The sequence below is a fragment of the Paraburkholderia aromaticivorans genome (genome assembly GCF_002278075.1).
Taxonomy (GTDB): domain Bacteria; phylum Pseudomonadota; class Gammaproteobacteria; order Burkholderiales; family Burkholderiaceae; genus Paraburkholderia; species Paraburkholderia aromaticivorans.
Window position 1 is genome coordinate 143130 of record NZ_CP022992.1, and the last position, 22799, is coordinate 165928.

Consider the following 22799-nt stretch of genomic DNA (forward strand, 5'->3'; position numbering starts at 1 on the left):
GTGCTCCGACGGGTCGACCGGACGTTTGAGTGTGTCGAGCATGGCTTCAGTACGTGAAGATCTTCGTCAGCCATGGTGCCGGCTCGCCCTTCGGGCGAGCCAGTGTCGGTAACCTCACCCCGTTCGATGCGGCCGACGACACATTCGCTACGGCGAGCGTCCCCTGTTGTGGCGCGTGTGCCTTCGCGCGGTCGGTCAGCATCCGCGCGAGGTCATTTGCATCGCGCGCATGCTGCCGTGCCTGATCCTTTTTCCACGCGAACCAGGTGCTAACCGGATCGTCGCCCTCCCGCCACACGAGCTTGCGCTGGCGAATGAGCGAAAAGATCTCCTGACGGACGCGCAGCGAATGCGGTGTGAAGCACCATGGCCGGGCCGCCGTGAGCACGCCCAGCTCGGCGCCGTTCATGAAGAAGGCGTGCAACTGGCGCACGTCCTTCACGTTGAAATAGACGCGCAGCTGCTGGCCGATCAGCCCCGTCATGCTGGACAACAGGCGGCTGTCGTAGCGCACGTACTTAAAATTCACGTGGGGCCGCACGCCCCGGCTGACGTTGCCGCGAATGGTCACGATCCGCGCTTCCTGCAACAAGCAGAGCGTGCCGCGCCGAGCTTCCGGGACCGTCCGCAACAAGCCCTCGCGTCTCGCAAGCTGGAACTGCATCGCCTCGAGCGGCGATCGGCCGCCAAGTCCCGTGTGTGGTTCGCCGTTGTAGTTGGCGAGCACGACGTCAATCACGTCCTCAAGTTCGTCGAGCGTCATCATCAGCGACGTGTTGCCGCCGACGTCGCTCAGCGCCCGCTCAACGGAGCGCGGATCTCGACCGGTGGTCGCCGGTAGACGGTGCGCGAAGTGCGACGCCAACTGGTCGAAGAAGCGTTCGATGAAGGCCCGCTCATTTTTCTGGCCCAGCGGCCCGTTGTCCGTCGCACAGCCCACCACTGTCGTAAGGCGCTCGAGCGTTGCCTTCGCGAAATGCGACTTGGCGGCATCGAAGCGCAGCGTGTTCCAGCATGCCCATGCGGCCTGAGGAATGATTTCCGAGGGGAACCCTCCACCCCGCTTGACGCGCAGTGCGGGAATCTTCGGTTCGCGGGCAACGTGCGGCATCAGTGCCGCCTGCAGCGCCTGTGCAACATCGTCCCGGTTGTACTCTCGCCCAGGGGCAAGCGCGTAGCCGACGACTGCGCGGCTCGCCACGTCGAGCAGCACCAATATCCAGATCCGGCGCATGACGAGCAGCGTCTCGAAGCCGAACGGATCGTCGATACGCAGCGTCAACCGCACGTCGAGCTTGTGTCCGTCGAACTCGACTACCTCATAAGGATATGTCGCAGTCCTGCGTACATCTTCTGAATCGGCTTGCCACTCGTGACTGATCTGCTCCGCGCCCGCCGCGCGAGCCGCCGATGCAAACTGCTGCCCTGCGAGTTTGTTGACGTGTTTTGCGAGAGAGCGTTCGCCGAGATGTTTCCGGTTGAACGGATATTCGTGCGCCTGGATACCGGCCTTCCGGCATTCGGCAAGAAACCCGGCATGCAGCCGCCAGATCTGGCGGTGGACCTCTTCCAGTTTGGTCTCGCGGCGGCTCCGGGCAGCGACCTTGCGCTCGATCCAGCGCGCAAGTTCCGGGTATCGAAGCAGCAGCTGACCGAAAGCGCCGCTCGTGCCGTCGGCACCACTTGTCGCCACGCGGGCCCGTCGCTCATACCGGCGAGTATGCAGCCAGGGAAGCAACGCCCGGCAACCGTGAATACGGCCATCTTCGTGAGGCGCGATGCACCGCTCGAAGAGCCGGTATAGATCGTTGATCCGCACTCCTGTTTCGCGGCCGATCGCCTGAAGTGTCGTGCTTCCGTCGACAAACAGCGTCATCGCGCGTACCCGCCGCGCGACGAGTCCCCGCGCCTGTTCATCGAGAGCGCTGTCGTCGGCACTGGGCCACTGGCTGAGGTCAGCCAGCTCCGCCGGAATGGAGCGGCGATCGAAGCGTAGTGTTCCGAAGACCATCGATCTCATGACATCACCAGGCGGCTATTGGGTCCGAGAGGCTGCGAGGCGATCGTTGGACAGTCCAGCACGCCCTTCAAAACCAGCGAGAACGCGGAGGCACGCACGAGTTCAGGATCAAGGGCCGCAAACCGTTGTTCGAGTTCGATCAGTGTCAGGCCGTCGTTGCACGCAATCGCGATAGCGCGAGAGATTTCATCCCCGGCCGCCGCGGTGTTTGCCGCGAGGTATTGCAGCATCGTGAGCCTGTTCTGGCACAGCGGTTCAGGATCGTCGAGTTCGCCCGGGAGGATGGTGTGTACCGTCATCGCGTTCGCCCGGCACCACGCATCGAGCGCCGGGTACACGCGAAGCCCCTTTGCTGCGATTGTCGCTTCGGATGATCGCAAAACCAGATGCAGTTGCTCGCCGTCGTCCGTGCAAACCCAGAAGTCCGCAGCCCGGCTCCCTCTCGCCTCCGGGACGAGCAGCGGCCGCTCGCAATAGGTAACCACTTGTGGGGTGGACTCCAACCGCAGCCATAGCTGAAGCGCGCTCCGGCCAAACAACGTCAGCCGCCGTCCGACCTTGGGACCGAACACGTCGAACCGATGCGTGCCGTACGGACGCACATCGGTCGCCGCCTTTCGGAAACGTGGTGAACGCATCGCGCGCTCCATGCAAGCTATGCACACGTTTTACTACAAGAAAGGTGGGAGTGACGGATAGGGAAACCGCCAGGGCCAGAAGGTACCGCGGCGGTTCACATCAATACTACGAAACACGTATCAAATGATACGAATTGAGGAGCGCACGGCCTTGAGCGGGAAGAGCCGTCTTTTCAGAGGGGTTTTCGGCACTAAAAAACGCGCCTCACTTAGCAGGTTCGTGAAACATCAGCGCACGAAATGCTGAATAGCTTTTATAAACAAATCGTTAGGCCAAGCAACCCTAATCTTACGATGTTCCACGGGACTGCGATATCCAGCCCGTCGAGCACCTGAGATTTCCAACATTTCCTTCTCCGCAACGAGATTTCCAACTCTTCTTTCCGAAATCAAAGAAGCGAATCTTGTTCATTGGAACGCGGTCGACCACGTTCCGCATGGATCATGCGCCGTCGAGCCGGTACAAGTTTCACTTCGTCGGACGGAACCGGGCGACCAGCCCGATCCTGCCGGCCGGACTTACCGAGCAGGAAGTCGTGATCCAGTGGCTGAAGACGAAGGAAGCCGGTGACGGCCGACTGGCAGAAACGACGCGCGCCCAGTATGTGGTTGAGGCCCGGAGGCTCTTCTGGTATGCGCGATGGATCGACACGCCGATCTCGGAATGGACGCTCGAGGAAGCCGGCGACTACCTCGCGTTCCTGAAGGCTCCGGACGAGGCTGCGATCTGCGCGGAGCGCGTGCCGCGCGGCGATCCGCGCTGGACGCCTTTCCGCAAGGCGCTGAGCACGGCATCTGCGCGCCAGAGCCAGGTCATCGCCGGCAGCCTGTTCAAATGGCTCGTCGCCGTGCAGTACCTTCGGGCCGATCCCTTCGCCGGCTACGGGCTGGCGGGAAAGAAGCGCCAGCGCGCCAAGAAACAGAAACGGTTCGTTGGGCAGGATGGCATCGAGCTTGCCCGGGATGCGGTCGTTGGCCGGGAATGTCGCACCGACCGGGAACGGGCCAAGCGGGCCCGCGATCTGTTCATTGTTGACCTGTTCACCAAGACCGGCTTGCGCACGTCCGAGGCGATCAATGCAACGATGGGATCAATCCAGTACGCGCGCTTCACTCCCGCGCAGCGGGCGAAGAACCCCGACTATCCGGAGGGCGTCTGGGTGATCGAGGTGGAATCCGGGAAAGGCGGCCATGCACGGACGGTCTCGTGCGCGGCCATCATGGGTAGCCTTCAGGATTATCGGATCGCCTATGGCCTCTCCTCACTGCCCATCCCGGGAGAAACGACCCCTCTCATCCTTGGCGCCCGGCGACGGACGCCCGAGCTCAGCAGGCAGGTCAGTGAAAGAGGGCTTCGCGGCTTGAGGCGTGATCTCGGGACCATCGATGGCGTCACGGACCGCTCCTCGCTGTACCGGCTCGTGAAGGCGATTTTCCGTGAGGCGCTGGCTTGGTGGGATGCGCGCGACCCGGTCGAAGCGGCCAAGCTCGAACGCGCCTCCACGCACTGGCTGCGCCACAGTTTTGCCAAGAGCCTCGTGTCGGCTGGCGCGGATCTAATGACGATCGCCCGAAACCTTGGTCACGCCGACGTGAATACCAGTCTCGTGTACATCGATGACGAGGAAACGTCTCGGGCTCTCGACACCGAGAGGTTGCTACTGGACCGATAAGGCCGATCATCCTGTGGGAAATAACTTCCCACAGGAAACTTCACATTCCCCGCCCTCTCCACTCTTCCCCGATCTGTCACGGGAAACCGACACCCCTCGTTTTTGGACTCGCCTCCTTTTATACTTCCTGTCAGGAAGTTGCGGAATCGACGTCCGTGACCCTTGGTTATTTCCATAAACGAGTCGGAGTATCTGACGATGAAAAAGAAATTGCTGGCGATGGCAACAACGGCGTGTTGTTCGATCAGTACGCTTGCCTACGCGTCACTCGGGGGCAGTATTCCCACCGTATCAGATGATCAAGTTCGGCTGGTCGCTAACCACCAAGCCGTGAATCAACAAGCAACGGCTGGCGCTGGCTACACGGTCAGCGAGATGGTGTTGCCAAGTAAGACGGTCGTGCGGGAATACGTCGCCGGCGGAAAGGTCTTCGCAGTGACCTGGAGCGGCCCGTCGGCGCCGAACGTCCGGCAACTGCTGGGCGCGTATGTCGATCAGGCCAGCGCAGACGTCAAAGCCTTTCGCGAGGCGCACGGTGGCATTGGACCGGTCTCGGTCTCGTCCGGGGATTTCGTGTTTCAGTCGGGCGGCCACATGGGTTTCTACGCCGGCCGTGCCTATATCCCGAGTGCAATTCCCAGCGGCGTCACGAGCTCGGACATTCGATAAAGGACTCGACAATGCGCAAAATCCTGATGCTCACGGCGGCCTCGTGCCTGTTCGCTCTGATGACAGCTTGCGGTGGCGGCGGCGGAGGTTCTAGCTCCCCTGCCCAGAGCACGCAAAGTCCGCCGTCAAGTACCTCGACGTCGCCGACCGCGGGGACACCGTCGACCGGTGCTTCGCCTACTCCGGTTGCAAACCAGATGTCCGTAACGGTCGGCCCAAACACGTGGAACGCGCAAAACGTGCTCTACACGTCGGTCACGATCTGTGTGCCGGGCACATCTAACTGCCAGACGATCAATAACGTTCTTGTCGACACCGGCTCCTTTGGACTGCGACTGTTCAACTCACAGGTCACGCTTCCGCTCCAGAAGGTCTCGGCAACGGTCGGCGGCACCCTTACCGAATGCACGACCTTTGGTTCCGGCACGGCATGGGGCACCGTCGCGCAAGCGGACATCAAGCTCGCAGGCGAAGTGGCGTCAAAGGCCCCGATCCAGTTGATAGCCGATCCGGCTGTCAGCGGCTCGGCCGCGAACAACTGCATTCCTGCCGGCGTGACGGACGTGAACAGCCCCGCAGCTTTGGGAGCGAACGGCATTCTTGGCGTTGGTTTGAACGCTGCTGATTGTGGCGCGAGCTGCGTGGCGACGACTTCACCGGGGTGGTATTTTGGCTGTACCGCAAATGCGACGACGTGCCCTGGCACGACTGTTCCGTTGGCAAACCAGGTGACGAATCCGGTAAGCATGTTTGCGCACGACAACAACGGAGTCGTGTTGACGCTGCCGAGCATTCCGTCTAGTGGTGTATCGAGTGTTTCCGGGACCCTCACTTTCGGCATCGACACGCAAGCCAATAATGCGCTGGGATCCGCGAAGGTCTACACGCTGAACAACAACTATGACCTGACCACCTCGTTCAACGGCAACACATTCCCGGAATCTTTCCTCGACAGCGGATCGAATGGTCTCTTTTTCAATGACTCGATCACCACCTGTTCAGGGAGTACCTTCTACTGCCCGGCGTCGACCATGAGTCTGTCCGCAGTGATGCAAGGACTGAACGGGAACAACGTCTCACTCAATTTCGACGTGGGTAACGCGAACACGATGGTGGGCAATGGTGCGTACGCGATGAACGATTTCGCGGCTCAAGGCGGCTCAGCGAACTTGTTCGATTGGGGACTCCCCTTCTTCTACGGTCGGTCGATCTATACGGCGATCGCGGGCACGACGAATTCGGGTGGAACGGGGCCATTCTTCGCGTTCTAAATCAGCGCCCTTCTCTTCCCTGAAAACCGGCCTGCGGGCCGGTTTTTTTACGTCTCGCTGATGCAGAATCGGGGGCTCTTCCTGTAGACCTGGGGTTCGGACGAATCGAAGATTCGACCGCATGGGTGCATGAAGTGCGCCACGGCGTATATAACCCACCAAGGGTGAGAAGTTTCGGGATCACTTCGCGCTAAACGAGTCCGCCTACGCACCGGCTTCGTCGTCGGTCCTAGCGGTGAACTGCCAGACGAGCCAGGTCTGGAAATCCCTGTCATGCAGTTCGGGTAGCCATTGCTGGAAAAGGTCCTGCCTCGCATTGATGAGCCACTGCTGGAAAAGGATGAGCCAAGCGGCGCGAGTTTCTCCCTCCTTGTACAGCGCTCGATCTGCTGGATTAGCCTTCAAGTGCGCCTGAATGAGGCGGTTGCGCTCGTCTTCGGGCAGTGACTGCAACCCTCTTGCTACCAACGAACGCTGGTGTGCCTTGAACTTGGCTTCCAGGGCCTCCTGCCGGCGCTGCAACTCGGTTTGCTGTTGAAGTCGACGAGCCTCTTCGAGGGCTTTTTGATCTGCTTCCTCTGTCTGAGTCTGCTCGTTCGATACATTACGAAGGATGGCGCGGAAGAACGCTTCGCGGGACTGAATCACCTCCCCTCGAGCCTTCAGCCGTGTCTCGGAGACCGCCATACGCGACATTGCTTCTTTGACTTGCGGATGGGTATAGAGCTGGGCCAAGGTCGACATGTCCTTTTCCGTGAATCCCAGATCCTTCAGCTTTTGGATTGTGTCATCGGGCCAACCAAGGGGCAGTTCGAAAGCTTGCTGGCGCTTTTCCGTGAACTTGAAACGCAATTTGGTAACCTTGCGGCCGGACTTGAACTCTTCCACCGCGATCGTGTGAGTCAGCGCTGGATGCGCGTTTAGCATCGCGATTGCCGGATTTAGGTAAGTTCGCTTGAACTCCCCGTATTCGCGGGCCTGCTTTTCTTTTTTCTCGCCGATGATCACGAACCGCGAGGGGCCAAGAATCAAGTCTATCCACGTCGCGAGATCCAGTATCGGGGTGACCTTGGCGTTGGTTCCTATATAGCGCCACGCATTTTGATACAGGCCGAAAGCGGCCTCGCCCGAGCCCGCGTCACGCCCGAAACTGGCCATTACTGACCAGTTGAGGTTCGCCCACATCGTCGGTTCGAGGAACCACAAAAGTACCTCCGGTTCGAAAGCAAACCGCGTAATCCCAGCCTGATTGCCGACGCCCTTGTCGCGACGGATAATGAATGCTGCGATAGACTCGTACTGCACCTTGCCATCCTCGCCGAGCACATTCCAGATGAACTGGAAGTTGAGCAGTTCTGCAAGGGTGTCGTATATCCGATCCTTATTCGTGGTCGATAGGCCTGCGAGTTCGGCAAGCCGATGAGTACGGATTTCGAAGAGGGGTGCCGCGCGATCTTCACGGATCTTTCGGATCAGCGTCTGAGCTGCTTCACGGCCGCGTGCCCGCAAATCGAGTTGCACGGCAAGCGCAAGCGCGTCCATGAGCTTGCGGGCAGACAGTTTGAGGTTTTTGTCGCGCTGGACCGGAATAGCGTGAATAGCCGCGACAGGCTTGCGATAGGTGCCGGGGCGCTCTGGCAGGAACAGCTCGTCGGCCGAAAACAGCGGCGTCTGGGGCGTCCCTGGTTCCCCGTCACGCGCGAGCACCTCATAGCTGTCGCTATCCGGGGCGTTCTCCTGCTCCAGCCATTTGAGTTCGAGACCGGGGCCCTGTTGTTCTGGTGTAAGGTTTTGTTGGTGCGGCTTCTTTGGCATCGGTGCAGTGGTGTGGTCGCATGTTGAAATGCGTCAACATCATAGCGTCTAATGATGGTGAAGACCAGCGTTGGCCAACCATCGTTCGAGTTATCCACCGATCGCCTATGCCAAAATACCATCGATCGAGCCGCTGAACATCGCGGCTATGCCAAAGTGCCATCGATGCCACGGCGGACTTACCATCATGCCCCGGCAGGAACACCATCGTAGCTATGCCAAAATACCATCATCCCAGCGTCAAAGCCATATCTGGTAAGGCTTTGACGTGTTGGAAGTTGGGAAGTTTTGAGATATTTGTCGGAACACAGACGTGGGTCCTGTAGAAACAACACCCACAATCCCCAAACCACCGCACCGTCAGTCTCGACGGGCCTTCGGACCATGTCATACGGCTATTCTTCGGCGCCCTCCGCGATAGATGGTATAGCCGCATAGGCTATGCTCCTATGCCAAATGCCAAGTTCTCATAGCGAAAAATGGTATTTCTGCATAGGTTCACTGTGCGATATAGGACCGGATCGCAAGGCATAGCCTGTTCTGGCTGACCGACTAGCCCCACATAGTCCTATGCTGATACACTCCAAGCTGGAACTTGGACTATGTCATCTGACCTCACCGACGCGAATGCGCGCTTCCTGCTTGGCGAAGCCGTCCGGCTGCTCACGCAGTCGGGCGTGACCGGCGTTGCGCTGGCGGAATTCGTGCTCGGCTTTACGCCAATCGTGAACCAGAGGCTTGCGTCCATAGCGTCGTCTACGTCGACTGCTGGGATGGCAGATCGGGTCACGCGGGCCGACGTGAAAGATGCGGTGAAAGAGGCATTGCAAGAAGTGGTTTCTGCAACCGGCGAGAGTCAGGAAGGCCGCGGAAAAAAACGACAACGACGCAAGTCTGTTCCAGTTCGACTCGCTGATGGCAAGCGAACCTCCCTGTGGCTGGATACCGACCTCGTCGAGCGATTCAAGCAAAAGGCCAACTCGCCGGCCGAGGCACGCCAAGTGCTGGGGGAACTGGCTGGTTCCGTACCCGCTACCGCAGAAAGCAAGTCATCGTGGGTCGAGGAACAACTGACCAAACGGTTGATGCTCCTCGAGGCCGTTCCGACTACAGCCCACGCAAACTGACGAGAATTATTTATCTGCTAAGGCATCGTAGTTCTTGTCAGGAAGTAACCCCTTGACTTTCTGGCTGCACTCAAAAACAATACGCGCATTGACGTACCGAGCAGCTGGAACTCGCACCCTTTCGAGCCCTTCCTAGAACGCAGATCCACTCGGGGAGATCTTGGGAAAAGCTTCAAGGCCTTTCCCAAGGTTTTCTCCAAGCCCTCCTGGGTTTGCTGGCTTCCTCCGTTGCAAGCTGGATTCGGGACACATGCGTGCGTGCCTGGTTTTCCCGCGAGATCCATTGGATCTTGCTCGTCCCTTGGTGGACGGCTTGCTACTTCGGTAGCCTAGAAAGTCCTTCGGGATTTTCCTGTCTGACGTCGTCGTTTCTGGCGGCTTGTCATCTGCAGTGCCACTGCTACGGCTGTATCTCGATTTGATCGGGATGCGGCTCAGGCGTGTTTTCAACCCGCGCGGGGACTCGATTCCCTCGTGGGGGACGACGTCTTCGCAAGCTCCTATGGAGATTGTCATGTCGAACGTCGTTATGTCGGAACGTGCCCTGCGTCGCCAAGCTATTTCGGAAGCCCACAGTCACCTCCTCGAGGTCGCTGGCAAGTATCCGGAGAAGCTGCTCGAAAATTTCCGCCGGTATCCGTCGCTCGTCGGCGATCTCTCGTGCCTCGAAGAGGTGGTGGAGATTCTGGTGGAAAAGGGCTTTGCAAAAGAGATGGCAACGCTCTGCGACGCGCCTGGTATCGGGCGTTATGCGAGCAGCGTCATCGCTCGTCTGGTTCTGATGCCGGCTCAGCCGTAATCAGTTCCCCTTCTGCGATCCGCGCAAGAAGTTCCGCATCTGCGGAGTCCTCTTGCGCGGCCAGCAGGTGGTAATGCCGAGCCGTTTGCTCTAGAGCCCTGTTGTATTGGGCAATGCTTGTTGGAAGCGTTGATTGCCCTGTCAGGGTTTCGAACAACCTCCCCTCCTCTCTCGTCAATCGAATCGCCCTCCTCAGCCGTAGCATTCGCCCTCCCCTCTTCTCGTTTCGTTTCCTGCCAGCTTGTGATCGGCCGCAATCCGGTCGAAAAAGCTTATGGGCGCCTTACGCGCCCGAACCGGCGTTGCCAGTCATGAACTCCCTCACGACGGCCTCCAGCCGCTCTCCCAGTGCTTCCTGTTGCTCTTCTGAGAGGCCGGTGAGCTTGAGCTCGGTGCGCCCGTCCCGAAACCGCTTCAGTTGCCCGTATTCGGTGCCGTCTGCTCCTGCAAACTGGACGCGAGCGAGATAGTGGGCACGCTTTTTCCGGGAGCCCTCGCCATTGTCGTTGCGGGAGTTCAGATCTTGCAGATGCTTCGAACTCATCTCGCCGGCGAGTACCTTGTCGAGGACCTCCTCCGCGGTGTGCAATCCCTTGCGTTCGAACATCAGCGCAATGTTGTAGGCGTGAGAAATTCCCAGCGGCTCATCACTCTCGGCCATACGGCGCAACAGCGTTTCTGGCAGCTTTTTCAACTTTAGAATTTTTGACATGAGCGATTCGCTGATGCCGAGACTTGCAGCCAGGTCTTCTTGGCCCGGGAATACACCGTCGTCGAGCAGTTTCTGGTACGCCAGCGCATCATCGAACAAACTCTGAGGCGTGCGATCCTTGTTAAGGCTGTTCGCAATCAGGAAGAGGTCACGGTCGCTCAGCGCGGGGAAAACCTCGACGTCGATGAACCCGTCCGCGACGCTTTTCTTCGCCCTGAAACGATACTCACCGTCGATGATCACGTGCTTACCGGGGAAGCGCGCGTTCTCGGTAACCTTAATCGCTTCCAACTGCCCGTCGCGTTTCATCTTTACTGCGAGCTCGTCGACCTTCTCGGGGCGGTAGAACGTCCGCGGATTGTAGGGGTTAGAAACGAGGTCGCTCAGCGGCAACGTGAGGCGAGGCTTTACCGACGCGGTATTGCCACGGCCACCGTACGCCGGAACTGACGGCGAGTGAGTTGAGCCGGCCCCAGCCATCGGGGCAGAGCCGACCTCTTGAGCATTGAGTCTGGCGTCGACAGCGCCCCGCTCCATGTCCATACCTTTGCGAAGCGACGACACGAGGCTGCTTCTGCGTTGCGGCGCACTTTGGTTTTGATCGCTCATTTGAAGTTACTCCGAAATACCCATAATTCCCAACATTTCCATAGCGACATTCGTGATTTCCTGGCGAGCCTGCTTGGTCGACTGCCCCTTCACGCTGAAGACTGTCGCACCGAAACCGATAGCGGTCTTATAGACCTCCCGCATCGAAATCACGCTCTTCAATACCGGGTAAGGACTGTCCTCTGAGATCACCTCGCTGACGTCCCGATAGGACGCCCTCTTGGTGTTGACCTTGTTGAAGACGATGCCGCAGCGCTTGGGATCCGGGCCGATGACCCGGCGGACCAACTGGATCATTCCCTGCGTACTCCAAGCGTCGGACGGAGAAGCATCCATTGGAATCAGAACGAAATTGGCAACCTGAAGAACGTTCTCGGTATTCAGGTTATCGACACTCGGCGGACAATCGACCAACACAAGATCATAGTCTTGTGCCATTCGACTGATCTCTCGTCCGAGTCCTTTGCCCGCCGCCGCCATATTCGTCACAACAAAAGGATACGGTTCCTCTCCTACTCCGGAAGATCGCATCGAGGTGTTTTGCGAGTCCGCATCGACGACGAGGACTCGAGCGCTCGGGTCATCATGCGAATATGCGCCGGCCAAATTGAGAGTGATCATCGTTTTCCCAACCCCGCCCTTCTGGTTGGCGACAGCAAATACCATCCCCATGCAGTCCTCCTTTAAAGATTTTCACGAACAATATATCGCTACGTTACAAAAATCAAGAGAGAACGTAGGGTGGCACCCACTTTCAGCGCTGAAAATTCGACTTCCAGCGCTGAAACTCGATATCGGGACAGAGGCGTGGGCGACAGCCAAGCGGCAACTGCCTTACGAAGACAAGCAGAGATCTGAGTCCTAGACTTAAACAAGTACGAGCGAGTTAGCCTTCCGTGATTTCAGCGCTGAAACTGGCGTAGCGTGGCATTCGTAGCCAGCGGACAAAGAGCGACCGAAACGTTAAGAAACGTAGGTGTTGTTGTGGTTCCCGCGTTCGGATGAATCACGGTCAGACAACTGCGCCGACCACTTTCAGCGCTGAAACTGCGGTCGAGATGCTGGCGCTCGGCATTTGGGCAAGCCGTTCCAGTTTCAGCGCTGAAACTAGCGTGGTCGCCGAGCAGGATCTACGACGTTGCGTTGTTCGTTGGGCTGTCTTGTAGCCCAGTCCACAGGCGTCACTTTCAGCGCTGAAACTGAGCGTCGCGGGTTGCTTCTCTCACTCAGCCGTCTGGTTTCAGCGCTGAAACTCCCATGTGTTATGCGGCAAGCGAGGGATTGGAGGGAGTAGATTCTCTTCCTTTGTCCGCGGGACGATCAAATGTGGATTCGAGCAAGTGTGAGTCTGCAGTGTGCTTAGTTGTTTTCGGTCGTGTCTAGGAATCATCAAAGAGGCCGTTCATTGGCCGTTGCTGGCCAATAAGTGGCCGATCGACAATCTGAAGAGGTGGATTGTCGATTTATCCATCGTTGGAATAGACCGCATGGCCGGAGTGCGGCCAAAGCTGGCCGATAACTGGCCAGTGCCTCGTTTCGGGTCTGCGATCAGATTAGGAAAGGGGAGTGAGAGGCGAACCGGGCGAGACGCCCGGTGCGAGGGGAACTCTTTCGACGAGGAAGGGACTACGAGGGTCGGTCACGCTTCCGCTTTGGGAAAGTGGAAGGCATACACATCTGCGTCTGAGGGTTCGCCCCATAAGCGAAGATTCAGATAGCGAATAAATGCGGTTTTTGAGAGCTTCGCTTTTTTCGCGGGATCGTAGCGCAGCTGCTCGTGGGTCGCTCTCGAGTTGTAGTCATGTAAAACGTTCGCTTGTTCATCGAGCGCCATAGCAAGAAACGACGCCTCGGCCAGAGGATCTCGGCTGCGCATGAAGCTTTCGCGAAGCCCCGCATCGGTCAACAAAGGGGCAGAGGGTTCAGTTGTGGCGACGGCCGGCGTGAGAGCTACCGGCTTTGCATACCCTTTCTCCAGACTGCAGATGAAGAAGGATGCTCGATTCTTTAGCGGCTCCTTGTTGGAGGCGGCGTCGCGGAGAACGGTATGGTTCAGCGCCGCTCGAATGTCTTCCGGTGCGTATTCGTTAATGATCTGGGCAGCTCGGTTCGGTGTTACTCCGATTCGAAGCACGTCCTCGAGGAGTGTCGTCACGGATGGCGCGCTAATCAACTCCCCGGGTTCGCTCTCGAGTGCTGGCCGGGCACTGTTCTTCCGTCGAACCTCGAACTGGATTTGCTCGACGACGCGTCCGTTCTTGTACTCCTTCAGGGTCACTTCAATGTCTGAGAGATCGTTCACTTCCGCGATCGCTCGCTTGAGAATTTTCGATTTGAAGAACTTGTACTGCTGGTAGATCGAATCTTCCTCGACGATGCCGACCACGGCGTGGCGGAAGTCTTCCCACGCCCAGCGACTCGTAAGTCCAGTCCGTTCGTAACGTTTGCACCATTCGTAGAGCGGCGCGGTGCCCATCGAACGGAATCGCTGGGAGATGGCGAGGTCGATGCGTTGCCAAATCTCTGGATTTAGAAGGACCTCTCGAAGCTTCGGGCTGAAAGAGAATTCATAAGCTCGCTGATCGACCAGGTGTGTCACATCGGCCAGAAGGGTAGAGACCGAGAGTCTTCTGTCTTGTGGATTTACCGTCGCGTCCCAGATCACATGGGCCTTCATCAGGCTGATGAGCTCGCCCATGATGTACCGACGATTACTCGAATCGTTGTACCCGATGATCGGCTCAAGCTGGGACAACTGAACGACCCAACTCTGAAGGCCTGGATTGCGCTGCGCGAAGTAGACGCACGCGTTGAACAAGCGACGCTGCAGTACGGACAACGGCTTTTCAGGAAAGACGAAGATCGCCTCCTTAGCCTTGCGCATCGTGACTGGCGTGCCGCGCTTCTCCGCAGAAACGCTTTGCTTGCTAGTTGTGACTGCCAGTTGCCTAATTGAACTTGTACTGATGTCGCTCATTTCCTGCCGATCCCAATACCGAGTAGCGCCCAGAGCGGGCCCGGAAACCCTTCTCAAAGCGAAGTCCATGCGGTGCGCATGCGACGCTGTTTTACGGGTAACGTTACGCCTTGATGGCAACGGCAACTTCTTGACCGGAAGCAAAAATATACGGACGGCAAGACGGAGGGAAGAGGGAAAGAAACGCCCATTCGGGGGCCTATTCGTACCACAAGGCGAATTTGACCCGTTCGCCACTACCACGGTGGAACGAAAGGCTTCCGACGGAAAGCCTTTCTGGAATCCATAAAGTTGGTTACCAGTTGGGTCTGAAGTCACCCGGCTCACCCCCGCCCCGACGGATTGGTAACCGCTTTTACGGACGCTGTCGCCCGGTTTCACAGGCCTTCGATCCACAGGTGGCAATCGCGGTAAAAACAGTTACCTTTGCCGCCTGACTTCTTCTTGCTGAGAACTCAAGTAGTTCTCTTCCGCCCGAGATGATTTCGTTGCAAATTTTCCACAGCCTGAAGGTTTTGGAACATGACACACGCTTCAAGAGGGCAGTCCGGCAGTAAATCCGGTTACCTGACGACCACGCGTCAGCATGCTCAAGATCTGTGCAACGTTTGCCCGCAGGTAACCACTTTTACATGACGTGCCGTAAATTCGGGTACCGTGTTCTCGCAAAGATGGCAACCTGGAGCCGACGAGGTGCCGTGTGAATGGCTCCCTTTCCTGTACGACTGGTTACCTTTCCTCCCGCTAGCGCCTGTCCCACACGGCTCGACGGACGCTAAACAATTAAACAAAGACTGTAATATTTAAAGAATGTATACAAACGTGTCTCCACTCCTGTAAAACCGGCAACCTGTCGTCGGACCTTGTGGATAATTCCTGGCAAGAAGCTGTTCGTCGTTGCCATTGAGTAGACCCTTCGATACCATGAGGGCTCACACTGAGACGAAGATTCTTGTTTCAACTGACCAGCTGGGGATCCAGCCCATCCGGGAAACCGGCTTACCGACCGACGGGGCATCTCACCCCCGGGGTTGAGCTGCTCCGCAACACCTTGGAGCAGATATGAAAACGTTGTTTGAATGGGCAGTCGGCCTGTTCGTGCTGTTTTGCTTCTTCGCAGGTTTTTTTGACCTGGACGAAACGCCAAAGCAGAAGCGTGTGCGGGAACAAGCAGAGTGGTACGCCGCTGAGGAAGATCGGCGGAACATCGAAGCTGATGCCACGTACTACGCTGAGCAAAACAGGCATGATCATCACCATGTGTAAGAAGGGGAGGGGCTTAGGCTTCTCCCTTTTTTTTGGGGGGGTCCCGTGCTTCGGCCGCCGCAGCGGTGGAAAGCGGCCCTCGATGGGCTTCGTTTCGCACTGGATGGTGCGTCAAAGTCCAGAAAAAATGCGGAGATGGAAAATCTCCTCATCCCGTCTTCGATCGAAAGCATGCCCCGCCGTCAGTTCCTGCGGAGCACTGCGCTGTTGACCGCTGCCGCATGGGCTCCGGAGGTTTTTGCGCAACAGAGTGGCGACTACTGGTCGCGGCCGCGGGCTCTCTGGTTGAAGAGAAAAGAGACCGGCGAAGAGGTTCGAACGGTGTATTGGGCGGACGGTCAACTGGTCGTTGACGCTTACGTGCAGTGTTGCACGTTGCTGCGGGATGTCCGGGCCGGATCTGTCGTTCAGATGAACCCGACGCTCTTGGACATTCTCTGCGGTGTGTATGGGTGGTTCGCGCAGGCCGGGATGGAAAGGCCGATCGTCGTAACGTCCGGATATCGCACGAACGCTACGAACAACATGACCGAGGGGGCCGCTCGAAACTCCATGCATCTTGTCGGTCGAGCTGCCGATATTCTTGTTCCTGACGTTCCTACCGACTATCTGGCGAGGCTCGGTATGTATTTGCGCGGAGGTGGCGTGGGGTACTACGCCACCAAGCATTTTGTGCACGTCGACAGTGGTCGGCTTCGGACATGGGCAGGCTAGTAGCTCGCGACTCAGTCGCCGAGAATGTGGTGGTTCGATTTGTACTCGTGCCACCGATCGATCTCGAGCACATATTCCCCCGCGTATCCCGGCCACGAGTCGTGCTCGCGTGCGTGCTTGAGCCGATTCAACGCATCCTCAAACTTCTGCGCCCCGTTGTCGAGCAGAGAATCACCAGCGGTATACGTCATGACGCTATAGGGCGCATCCTTTTCGACGGGCACGAAAATGAACGGACGCTCGTCGCCGGTAAAGTACTGCACCCCCGTTTGGTACATGAACGCAGACATATCGTAGTGGTAGTTCTGAACGGCCGAGCTGAACGAGCGGGGAAGCACGTCCAGAGTCGACTTCAGATCGAAGATGAATTCCGGGTGCAGACAGTCGACCTTGACCCGGCATTTGACGCCAGTGACCCTCTCGACAAAGTAGATTGCTTTCTCGGGCTCACCCTCATCGAACCATTCCCCGAGCGCCCGACCGCGAAACCGATGCGAGCGGACAGCATTCCGCATTGCCAGAAGCGCGTCGTACTTGTCTTGGCCAATGACGATGTGATTCGGATGGTCGGCGACGAACTTTTTGCACTCACGATAGCGCCGGTTGAACTCGCCATCAAAGGGGAGGACAAGATCCTCGAAGCGCCAAGGTTCGAACACGGCCATATGAGCCAGCCTGCCGAACTCAAGCGCCGCCGTGTCCTTTCCTGCGCCCTGAACAGCAGCAAGAAAATGCTGCGGCGTCTTCAGCATCGATTTGAGTTGCGTCGACGAGACGTGCTCGGTATCTCCGTGATACTCATCGTCAGTTACCGCCATGGTGTAGCTGTCCGGATCGCGACCGAACGTAATTTTCTTCTGTCCGCTCCAGATGGTCTGGCCGACTTGATGCTGGATCTGCGCGCGTGCGTTCATTCGATACCTCTCCTGTTTGAATACAGCGTACAGGCGAGCGTTGATGTTTCAAGGGGCCTCGTGAGTCAGTTGTCCCATCGCGAGAGGACTAGATATCCGAAAGTGATCGCGTATCGTCGATCCCATGAAACGTGTGAACTCTCTATCCCGGCCTGGCGCCGCGGATCTACAACGATTCGTCGAGCAGACGTTCAGGCAGTTCGGAAAAACTCACTTCGCGCAGCCAACCGACGTCTGCCAGGAAGTCCGATCCATCTACAACAACGTGGGCAATCCTCCGTTACTTCGTGCTCGGGCACTCGCGACGCTCTTGTCTGCAACGGACAGATATCCGGATCACTTGACGCTGAAAGACGAGAAGGGCTGCGTGGTGTCATCACAGACGCATGGATTCACCGAATTTTGTAGGGAGTTTCCGCGTCTGGATCAAGCTGAGGTTGCGGTGCTCTTTCGTACGGTGGGGCTTGTTCGCGATGTTCCGAACGCGCTCGAACATACCAACAATTCATTCTTTCTGGGAATCTGACATGACCGAACACGTAATTGGAACGCATAGCGGAGCTCTGTTTGGTGTGCCGATCCTCTTGCCGAGGAATCGCCGATGCGAGACGGAGTCGATTCGCGGACAGTATCTTTTCATGACCGAAGTCACGCGGATCCTACGGGCCGCAACGCCCTACCGGGTTCGCGCATTGGATCGTCTGATTCCCCTTACCGGTGCAACGGTGATTTCGCCGGAGACCATGAAGGAATTCGAGCGCGAGATGGTGTCGCTCGCCATGCACAACCGTACCGCAAGCATCGAACAATATGTCCACGCGATCGCGCCTGGAGAGGTCTGGCCCGAAGTCGTCATGGCGATCGGCGTTGTCGCACGAGAGACGAACGGAAGCTCGCGATTCAGCCTTCCGGCGCCGGACGTTTGGCAATCAGTGGTGCTGAAGCTGCAGGGTTATTTGGGTTTCCATATGACCGAACTCGGCGGTGCCGTTATCGGCCAGGCCAAATGGATCGATGCGGCGATCGATGACGCGCGCCGAATGTTGATCAGCATTGGTACTCGAACAATCTCCGACGAGAGCGAAATCGACGGTGTCACGATCACAACCGTCGATCAAGCCTACCGTGTCCATCTCCACAACGGATCTAGCGTCCGTGTGATCGATGTGCCGGCGCGGAACGGTGGAGATGTCGGTGGGGAGATTGCGCGACTGGACGAAAGCATTCGCTTCCTGACGGGAAAAGCGGCGGTGTGGGGTCACGAAACTCGCCACTGAACGACAGGGCTAGAAACTGGATCGCAATCTGATGAAATGACCTCCACTGACTTACGGAGGAAGCAATGGTTACCGGACTCGAATTCGACACTCCTATTCTCGGCACGGTTCGCATGGGCGAAGTTCGCCCTGGCGAGGCCGGGTCAGCAGACGAACTCCTGCATTTCGATTACTTCGAGGTCCACACCCGGCGAAAGGAACTGGACGGCACGTGGGTCAAGCATGCTCTTCACGAGAAGCTGCTCAAAATGCAGAAGGAGACCAGACAGGCCGACGGCGAAAACCAAGAGCCGAATCTGCTGCGTGAGATCCCGATCCTGCTGCCGTACAACAACCCCGAGTTGCTTCTGACGCAACAATTTGAGGCCCGCCGACTTTCGGACGGCAAGCGGGTCTGTGTTGGCGATGGCAAGAAAGCGATTCGGATCGTCGACGCAAATCGGACCGGCGCAGCTGAGTGCCCGGGCTGCGACCGATGCCCGTTCGGCAACAGCCAGGATGTGCTTTGCCAGCGCCGGACCTCGTTGAAATTTCGTATCGACGGCCAAGGTGACCAGTTCTCGGTCTTCGTCCTGCATTCGGCAGGCAAAAACACTGGACAGACGCTAGTCGCCAAGCTTCACGCGATGCATGGTGCGTTCGGCGGAAAACTCGTCGGTATCCCGATGTCGCTGAAGATGCGAAACACTGCATCAATGGACTCGGCCCAAGGTCCGGTTTTCTACGCCGACTTGGTGCTACGCGGAGTGAGCCCCATCGAGGCGGTCAAGATGGCCCGGGAGCACGAAAAGGAGCAACTGGAGGCCGGCTTTGATCAAGAGGGACTCGAGGCTGCCATGCTCGAGCTGAAGAAGCACTCGCAGTTTGCCCCACCGGAGGAGTTTGGCCAGGTTCAAGACTTCTACGCAAAGGATGCTCGACGTTCTTCGCAGGAAGCTAGCGCTCAACATTTCGAGGGCGCCGCCGTTAACTCCTGTGAAAAGTTGTCGGATGGGCAGGCGGTGGCCGGCGTACTCGAAACGGACGTTGCAACGACGCGCTGGTCGGCTGTGGGGCCTGCTGCTGGAGCTCGCGAGCGGATGCGTGCAGCCGCATTAGCGGGCGGACAGGAAGGCGAAGCGGCGCCGGCGCCGACGCAGACTCAGTCTCGGTCTCAGTCACAAGACCCTGCTGTGGAGGTAAAGGTATCCGAAGACCGCCCGAAGACTCTTCAGCTCGTGGAAACGGCAGTCAAGGGCATCGGGGCCGCGGCGGTCATTCAACCGCCGGCGGGCGCAACGATTCCGCGAGTCGTAGCAACCGCCCTGTCCGGTATCCCGGAAATGCCGCGTGCGAATGCCGCGCCTGCAGCGTTTTGATAGATCAAAAGGAAAGCTATGGCCTTTGAAGAACTTGATTCGCGGGTGATCGGGGCGAGGATCTCGATTCGACTCGATGGCCCTTCGCCTGGTGTGTCTCCGCGAACTCCTGCCACGCCGACCCCTCCGAGGCCAGCCGCGGCGCCGGTTCAGCCTGTTCAGCCGAAGGCGGCTGCGCCGGACGTCGCCCGAACTCCGCGTGCGGTGAGTCCCCGACCGGCTCCGGAAGCGGTCGTTCGATCTGCGCCAAGTTCGCCTGAACCTGTCGTCGTACCGAAGGGCAAGTGGCGAGCGCTTTTCGTGATGAAGCCGCTGGATGCCGAGCGGATGCGAACCGCCTGGGCAGTCGTGGCCGTGGGATTCGTGGTGATGGTCGGCGGAGATATCTGGTTGCGTGGAGGCGGGAAGCTCATCGAAGACTTCCTTCCGACCGCGCATTTGCCGTTGAAATCCAGCCCGAACGCGGTGACGACGGCCGCACCGACCCACCGAACGGCTCCGACCACGGAAACCACCGCGCAGCAGAAGGTGCAGTCTGCCGCTACCGCTTCGACGCCCGTTGCTCAAGCAAGTGCCCCTGTCACGCCGCAACCGCAACCGCAAGTTCAGCCGGCCGTCGCGACTCCGCAAGTTGTGCCGCCGGCAACGGTTACGTCGGTGAACGTGAAGGCTGAACCCGTCAAGACCGTGACAGTCAATCCAGTGCCGGCGAACGTAATTGCGTCGGCCACTCCTGTTCTGCCAATTCCGCCGGCGCCGCCGCTGCCCGGTCATCGTCGAGGACATCCAGTCCAGGAGGTCCGGCGGCATGTAGAGCGTGAGCTCAGTCAGCAGCCTTCGGAACAGAATTCCCCCATCCTGGTGGGCGGCCAGTCCAGCAACAAAGCGACCGATTCGAAAGGGAGTGACTCCAAATGAGTAATGCAACGAGCAATGATCAGCAGGTCGATATCGTTCAGTACGTCCTGAATATCGACCCCACGCTTGAACGCGTGACGACGATTTTCCCGGCTGGAGCGACGATCGAATCGGACGGATCGCTACGCCTCAAGGAGGGCGGTCGTATCGGCGGTGTGATCAAGGGCAACGTCTACAGCGAAAGCGGCACGCTCGTGATCGATCAGGACGCGATCATTGAGGGGAGCGTGTTCGCGAAGGGGCGGTGCCTCATATTCGGCCAGGTTGGGATGCCCAATCGCAAGGCGGTGATCCGTTGCGAGATGGCAGACGGTCTCTTGGTGAGCCACATCGCCCAGCTGCACGCAGACATCCAGCACAACGGCATATCGTCCACGAACGTGAGCGGCCAGATTCAGCGTATTACGGAAGCCGACATGCAGGTGGCGCAGACGCCTCAGCAGCAGTCGACCGCGTCGTGGCAACCGCCCGGCCAACAGCCTCAGCGGGATCAGGTGCCGCAGCAGCCCCCGGTAGCAGGGGCACCACTGGCATTGCCCAACAACCCGTCGCCGGTCGCGAACTTCAACAATCATGTCCCGTTACGGATCGTCATGCCTGCCGAGAACGAGCAGGGATCGGCCCAGCAAACCCACGGTCACCAAGACGGCTATGCGGCCGGGAACGGGGTGCGGTACACCAACTGACCGGGTATTCCGGTTCACGCATTGAAGCCGCGGCGATGTCTTGTAAGACCGTCGCGGCATTTTCTTTCTGGAGCAAGGTGGGATGGCGGATCACGTTCTAAGGTATGCAGGGGAGTGGCGCAGACGCCTCGAGTATCTCGTGAAGAACCCGGCCGCGATGTACGGATGTACGTTTCTTTTCGGCGTTGCGGTCTGTTCGATTAGTTGGCGCAGCGGCGCCGCTCCACTACTGGCCGCGCTCCTCCCCGTTTTCATGGTGATGTGTCGTTCTCGGATGCAGGCATGGCTGCTCGGAATCGGGTATGGCCTGGATATCGGAATCATGGGGTTTGGTGGCGCCGGACAGTTCTTCGGCGGGTCCTGGCTCTTGGGGATTGCTGCCGGATCTGCGTACGGCCTTGCCTTCAGTTCGACAGTTGCGGCGCTGTACCCAAAGAACACGGAGAGTCCAAAGAAGAAGGCCATCGCAATTCTGGCGTGGACGGTCCTGTGGGCATACCCTCCGGTCGGAGCATTTCTGCCCGGCACCCTGATCGCAACGTGGGGATTCTGGTTTCCAGGAACGAAGTGGCTCGGCCTCGGTCTTGGCCTAGGTTTGACGATGCTGCTCGGAGCCTACGCCCATACCACGCGAGGACGGTTCGCGGTCGCCGGTGCGGTGGTGCTGTCACTCGTCCTATCGCCCCTGAAGGAGAGGCAGCATTCGCGGGCCGGGGACTGGTTGGCTGTGTCGACCACGTGGGGAGTGCAAACGCCGGAAACTGTTCCCGATACGCTGGTCAAAATGAATCGTGCGATCCACGAGTCTTCAAAGGCCGGGGCCAAGGTCATCGTGTTCCCCGAGAGCATCATCGGCACTTTCGATTCGTCCGAGCAGGGCGCGATCGACATCATGATTGCGCAGGAAGCCGAGAGGGACAAGGTATCGGTGATATTCGGCTCGAACGAGCTCACGGATGCCGGGATGGCTAACCAAGCACGGGAGTACGAATATTGGTCGGGCGGTGTGCACCAGTCAATTTTCGAGGCTCGCCAAACGGTTCCCGTTGCCGAGTGGAATCCGCTGTCGAAGTACCACTACCCGGCTGGCTGGTTTGCGCGCGGTGTGGTGCCGATTGACGGTAGGAGCGCGCTCTTCCTCTTCTGTTACGAGGAATTCCTGCCTTGGGAGGTGCTGTATTCGATCGGCCGCGAGAAGCCGGATATGATCGTCGGCTTGTCCAATCTGTGGTGGACGAAGGGTACGGGAGAGCCAGTATTGCAACACCGCTACGCGGAAGGGTTTGCGCGGCTCTTCAATCTGCCGCTGCTGATAGCGATGAACCAGTAGGTCATTGGCACGGCGAAGTCCGTAGA

The 22799-nt window shown here is 58.4% G+C and carries 20 protein-coding genes; 13 read left to right on the plus strand and 7 right to left on the minus strand.

Translation table 11 applies throughout. From position 1 onward, the window contains the following. Window positions 1–46: 46 nt before the first annotated feature. Together CJU94_RS36865 and CJU94_RS36870 are read right to left on the minus strand one after the other, a co-directional pair. The gene (locus CJU94_RS36865) at window positions 47–2020 is read right to left on the minus strand and encodes an integrase core domain-containing protein (RefSeq protein WP_095423533.1); all 1974 of its coding nucleotides are present in this window, start codon (window positions 2018–2020) and stop codon (window positions 47–49) included. Then, a complete protein-coding gene (locus tag CJU94_RS36870; protein WP_244221192.1) occupies window positions 2017–2658 on the minus strand; it encodes a hypothetical protein in 642 nt (213 codons plus the stop codon). Before CJU94_RS36870 ends, CJU94_RS36865 begins: the two co-directional genes overlap by 4 nt. Window positions 2659–3062: 404 nt before the next feature. Here CJU94_RS36870 and CJU94_RS36875 point away from each other — a divergent pair, with 404 nt between their 5' ends. From CJU94_RS36875 to CJU94_RS36885, 3 genes are all read left to right on the plus strand, one after another. Next, window positions 3063–4331 carry a tyrosine-type recombinase/integrase gene (locus tag CJU94_RS36875; protein WP_157763876.1) on the plus strand — a complete coding sequence of 423 codons (1269 nt, stop codon included), beginning with the start codon at window positions 3063–3065 and terminating at the stop codon, window positions 4329–4331. Window positions 4332–4529: 198 nt separating this feature from the next. Next, window positions 4530–5000 carry a DUF2844 domain-containing protein gene (locus tag CJU94_RS36880; protein ID WP_095423536.1) on the plus strand — a complete coding sequence of 157 codons (471 nt, stop codon included), beginning with the start codon at window positions 4530–4532 and terminating at the stop codon, window positions 4998–5000. An 11-nt stretch (window positions 5001–5011) separates the two neighbouring features. Continuing rightward, a complete protein-coding gene (locus CJU94_RS36885) occupies window positions 5012–6271 on the plus strand; it encodes a DUF3443 family protein (protein WP_095423537.1) in 1260 nt (419 codons plus the stop codon). A 204-nt stretch (window positions 6272–6475) separates the two neighbouring features. Here the strand turns inward: CJU94_RS36885 and CJU94_RS36890 are convergent, their stop codons facing one another. Further along, complete coding sequence (locus tag CJU94_RS36890; RefSeq protein ID WP_095423538.1) at window positions 6476–8086, minus strand: replication initiation protein; 1611 nt, start codon at window positions 8084–8086, stop codon at window positions 6476–6478. Between the two features lie 602 nt (window positions 8087–8688). Between CJU94_RS36890 and CJU94_RS36895 the strand changes: the two genes are divergently transcribed. Continuing rightward, window positions 8689–9213, plus strand: coding sequence for a hypothetical protein (locus tag CJU94_RS36895; RefSeq protein WP_095423539.1), 525 nt, complete (start codon window positions 8689–8691; stop codon window positions 9211–9213). Window positions 9214–9727: 514 nt separating this feature from the next. Further along, on the plus strand, window positions 9728–10012 hold the full coding sequence (locus tag CJU94_RS36900) for a hypothetical protein (RefSeq protein ID WP_095423540.1): 285 nt from the start codon (window positions 9728–9730) through the stop codon (window positions 10010–10012). A gap of 283 nt (window positions 10013–10295) precedes the next feature. Here CJU94_RS36900 and CJU94_RS36910 read toward each other — a convergent pair whose 3' ends face one another. The 3 genes from CJU94_RS36910 to CJU94_RS36920 form a co-directional block, all read right to left on the minus strand. Beyond that, window positions 10296–11333, minus strand: a complete 1038-nt coding sequence (locus tag CJU94_RS36910) for a ParB/RepB/Spo0J family partition protein (protein ID WP_095423542.1) — start codon at window positions 11331–11333, stop codon at window positions 10296–10298. Window positions 11334–11339: 6 nt separating this feature from the next. After that, window positions 11340–12005, minus strand: a complete 666-nt coding sequence (locus tag CJU94_RS36915; RefSeq protein WP_095423543.1) for a ParA family protein — start codon at window positions 12003–12005, stop codon at window positions 11340–11342. A gap of 967 nt (window positions 12006–12972) precedes the next feature. Beyond that, window positions 12973–14310, minus strand: a complete 1338-nt coding sequence (locus CJU94_RS36920) for a replication initiation protein (protein WP_095423784.1) — start codon at window positions 14308–14310, stop codon at window positions 12973–12975. 1062 nt (window positions 14311–15372) lie between these two features. Between CJU94_RS36920 and CJU94_RS36925 the strand changes: the two genes are divergently transcribed. Further along, window positions 15373–15576 carry a hypothetical protein gene (locus CJU94_RS36925; protein ID WP_095423544.1) on the plus strand — a complete coding sequence of 68 codons (204 nt, stop codon included), beginning with the start codon at window positions 15373–15375 and terminating at the stop codon, window positions 15574–15576. 135 nt (window positions 15577–15711) lie between these two features. Further along, the gene (locus CJU94_RS36930; RefSeq protein ID WP_095423545.1) at window positions 15712–16290 is read left to right on the plus strand and encodes a YcbK family protein; all 579 of its coding nucleotides are present in this window, start codon (window positions 15712–15714) and stop codon (window positions 16288–16290) included. 11 nt (window positions 16291–16301) lie between these two features. On the opposite strand, the gene CJU94_RS36935 is transcribed toward CJU94_RS36930, so the two are convergent. Further along, window positions 16302–17204 carry a PD-(D/E)XK nuclease-like domain-containing protein gene (locus CJU94_RS36935; RefSeq protein WP_095423546.1) on the minus strand — a complete coding sequence of 301 codons (903 nt, stop codon included), beginning with the start codon at window positions 17202–17204 and terminating at the stop codon, window positions 16302–16304. A gap of 124 nt (window positions 17205–17328) precedes the next feature. Between CJU94_RS36935 and CJU94_RS36940 the strand changes: the two genes are divergently transcribed. From CJU94_RS36940 to CJU94_RS36965, 6 genes are all read left to right on the plus strand, one after another. Further along, window positions 17329–17730: a hypothetical protein gene (locus tag CJU94_RS36940; RefSeq protein WP_095423547.1), complete on the plus strand. Its 402-nt coding sequence runs from the start codon at window positions 17329–17331 to the stop codon at window positions 17728–17730. A 112-nt stretch (window positions 17731–17842) separates the two neighbouring features. Beyond that, window positions 17843–18481, plus strand: a complete 639-nt coding sequence (locus CJU94_RS36945; protein WP_244221193.1) for a hypothetical protein — start codon at window positions 17843–17845, stop codon at window positions 18479–18481. Between the two features lie 65 nt (window positions 18482–18546). Next, window positions 18547–19839 carry a recombination directionality factor gene (locus tag CJU94_RS36950; protein WP_095423549.1) on the plus strand — a complete coding sequence of 431 codons (1293 nt, stop codon included), beginning with the start codon at window positions 18547–18549 and terminating at the stop codon, window positions 19837–19839. A 300-nt stretch (window positions 19840–20139) separates the two neighbouring features. Continuing rightward, window positions 20140–20757 carry a hypothetical protein gene (locus CJU94_RS36955; RefSeq protein ID WP_157763877.1) on the plus strand — a complete coding sequence of 206 codons (618 nt, stop codon included), beginning with the start codon at window positions 20140–20142 and terminating at the stop codon, window positions 20755–20757. Then, window positions 20754–21443, plus strand: a complete 690-nt coding sequence (locus CJU94_RS36960; RefSeq protein WP_095423551.1) for a bactofilin family protein — start codon at window positions 20754–20756, stop codon at window positions 21441–21443. The genes CJU94_RS36955 and CJU94_RS36960 overlap by 4 nt, the downstream gene beginning before the upstream one ends. A 139-nt stretch (window positions 21444–21582) precedes the next feature. Further along, a complete protein-coding gene (locus CJU94_RS36965) occupies window positions 21583–22773 on the plus strand; it encodes a carbon-nitrogen hydrolase family protein (RefSeq protein ID WP_244221194.1) in 1191 nt (396 codons plus the stop codon). Window positions 22774–22799: the final 26 nt, after the last annotated feature.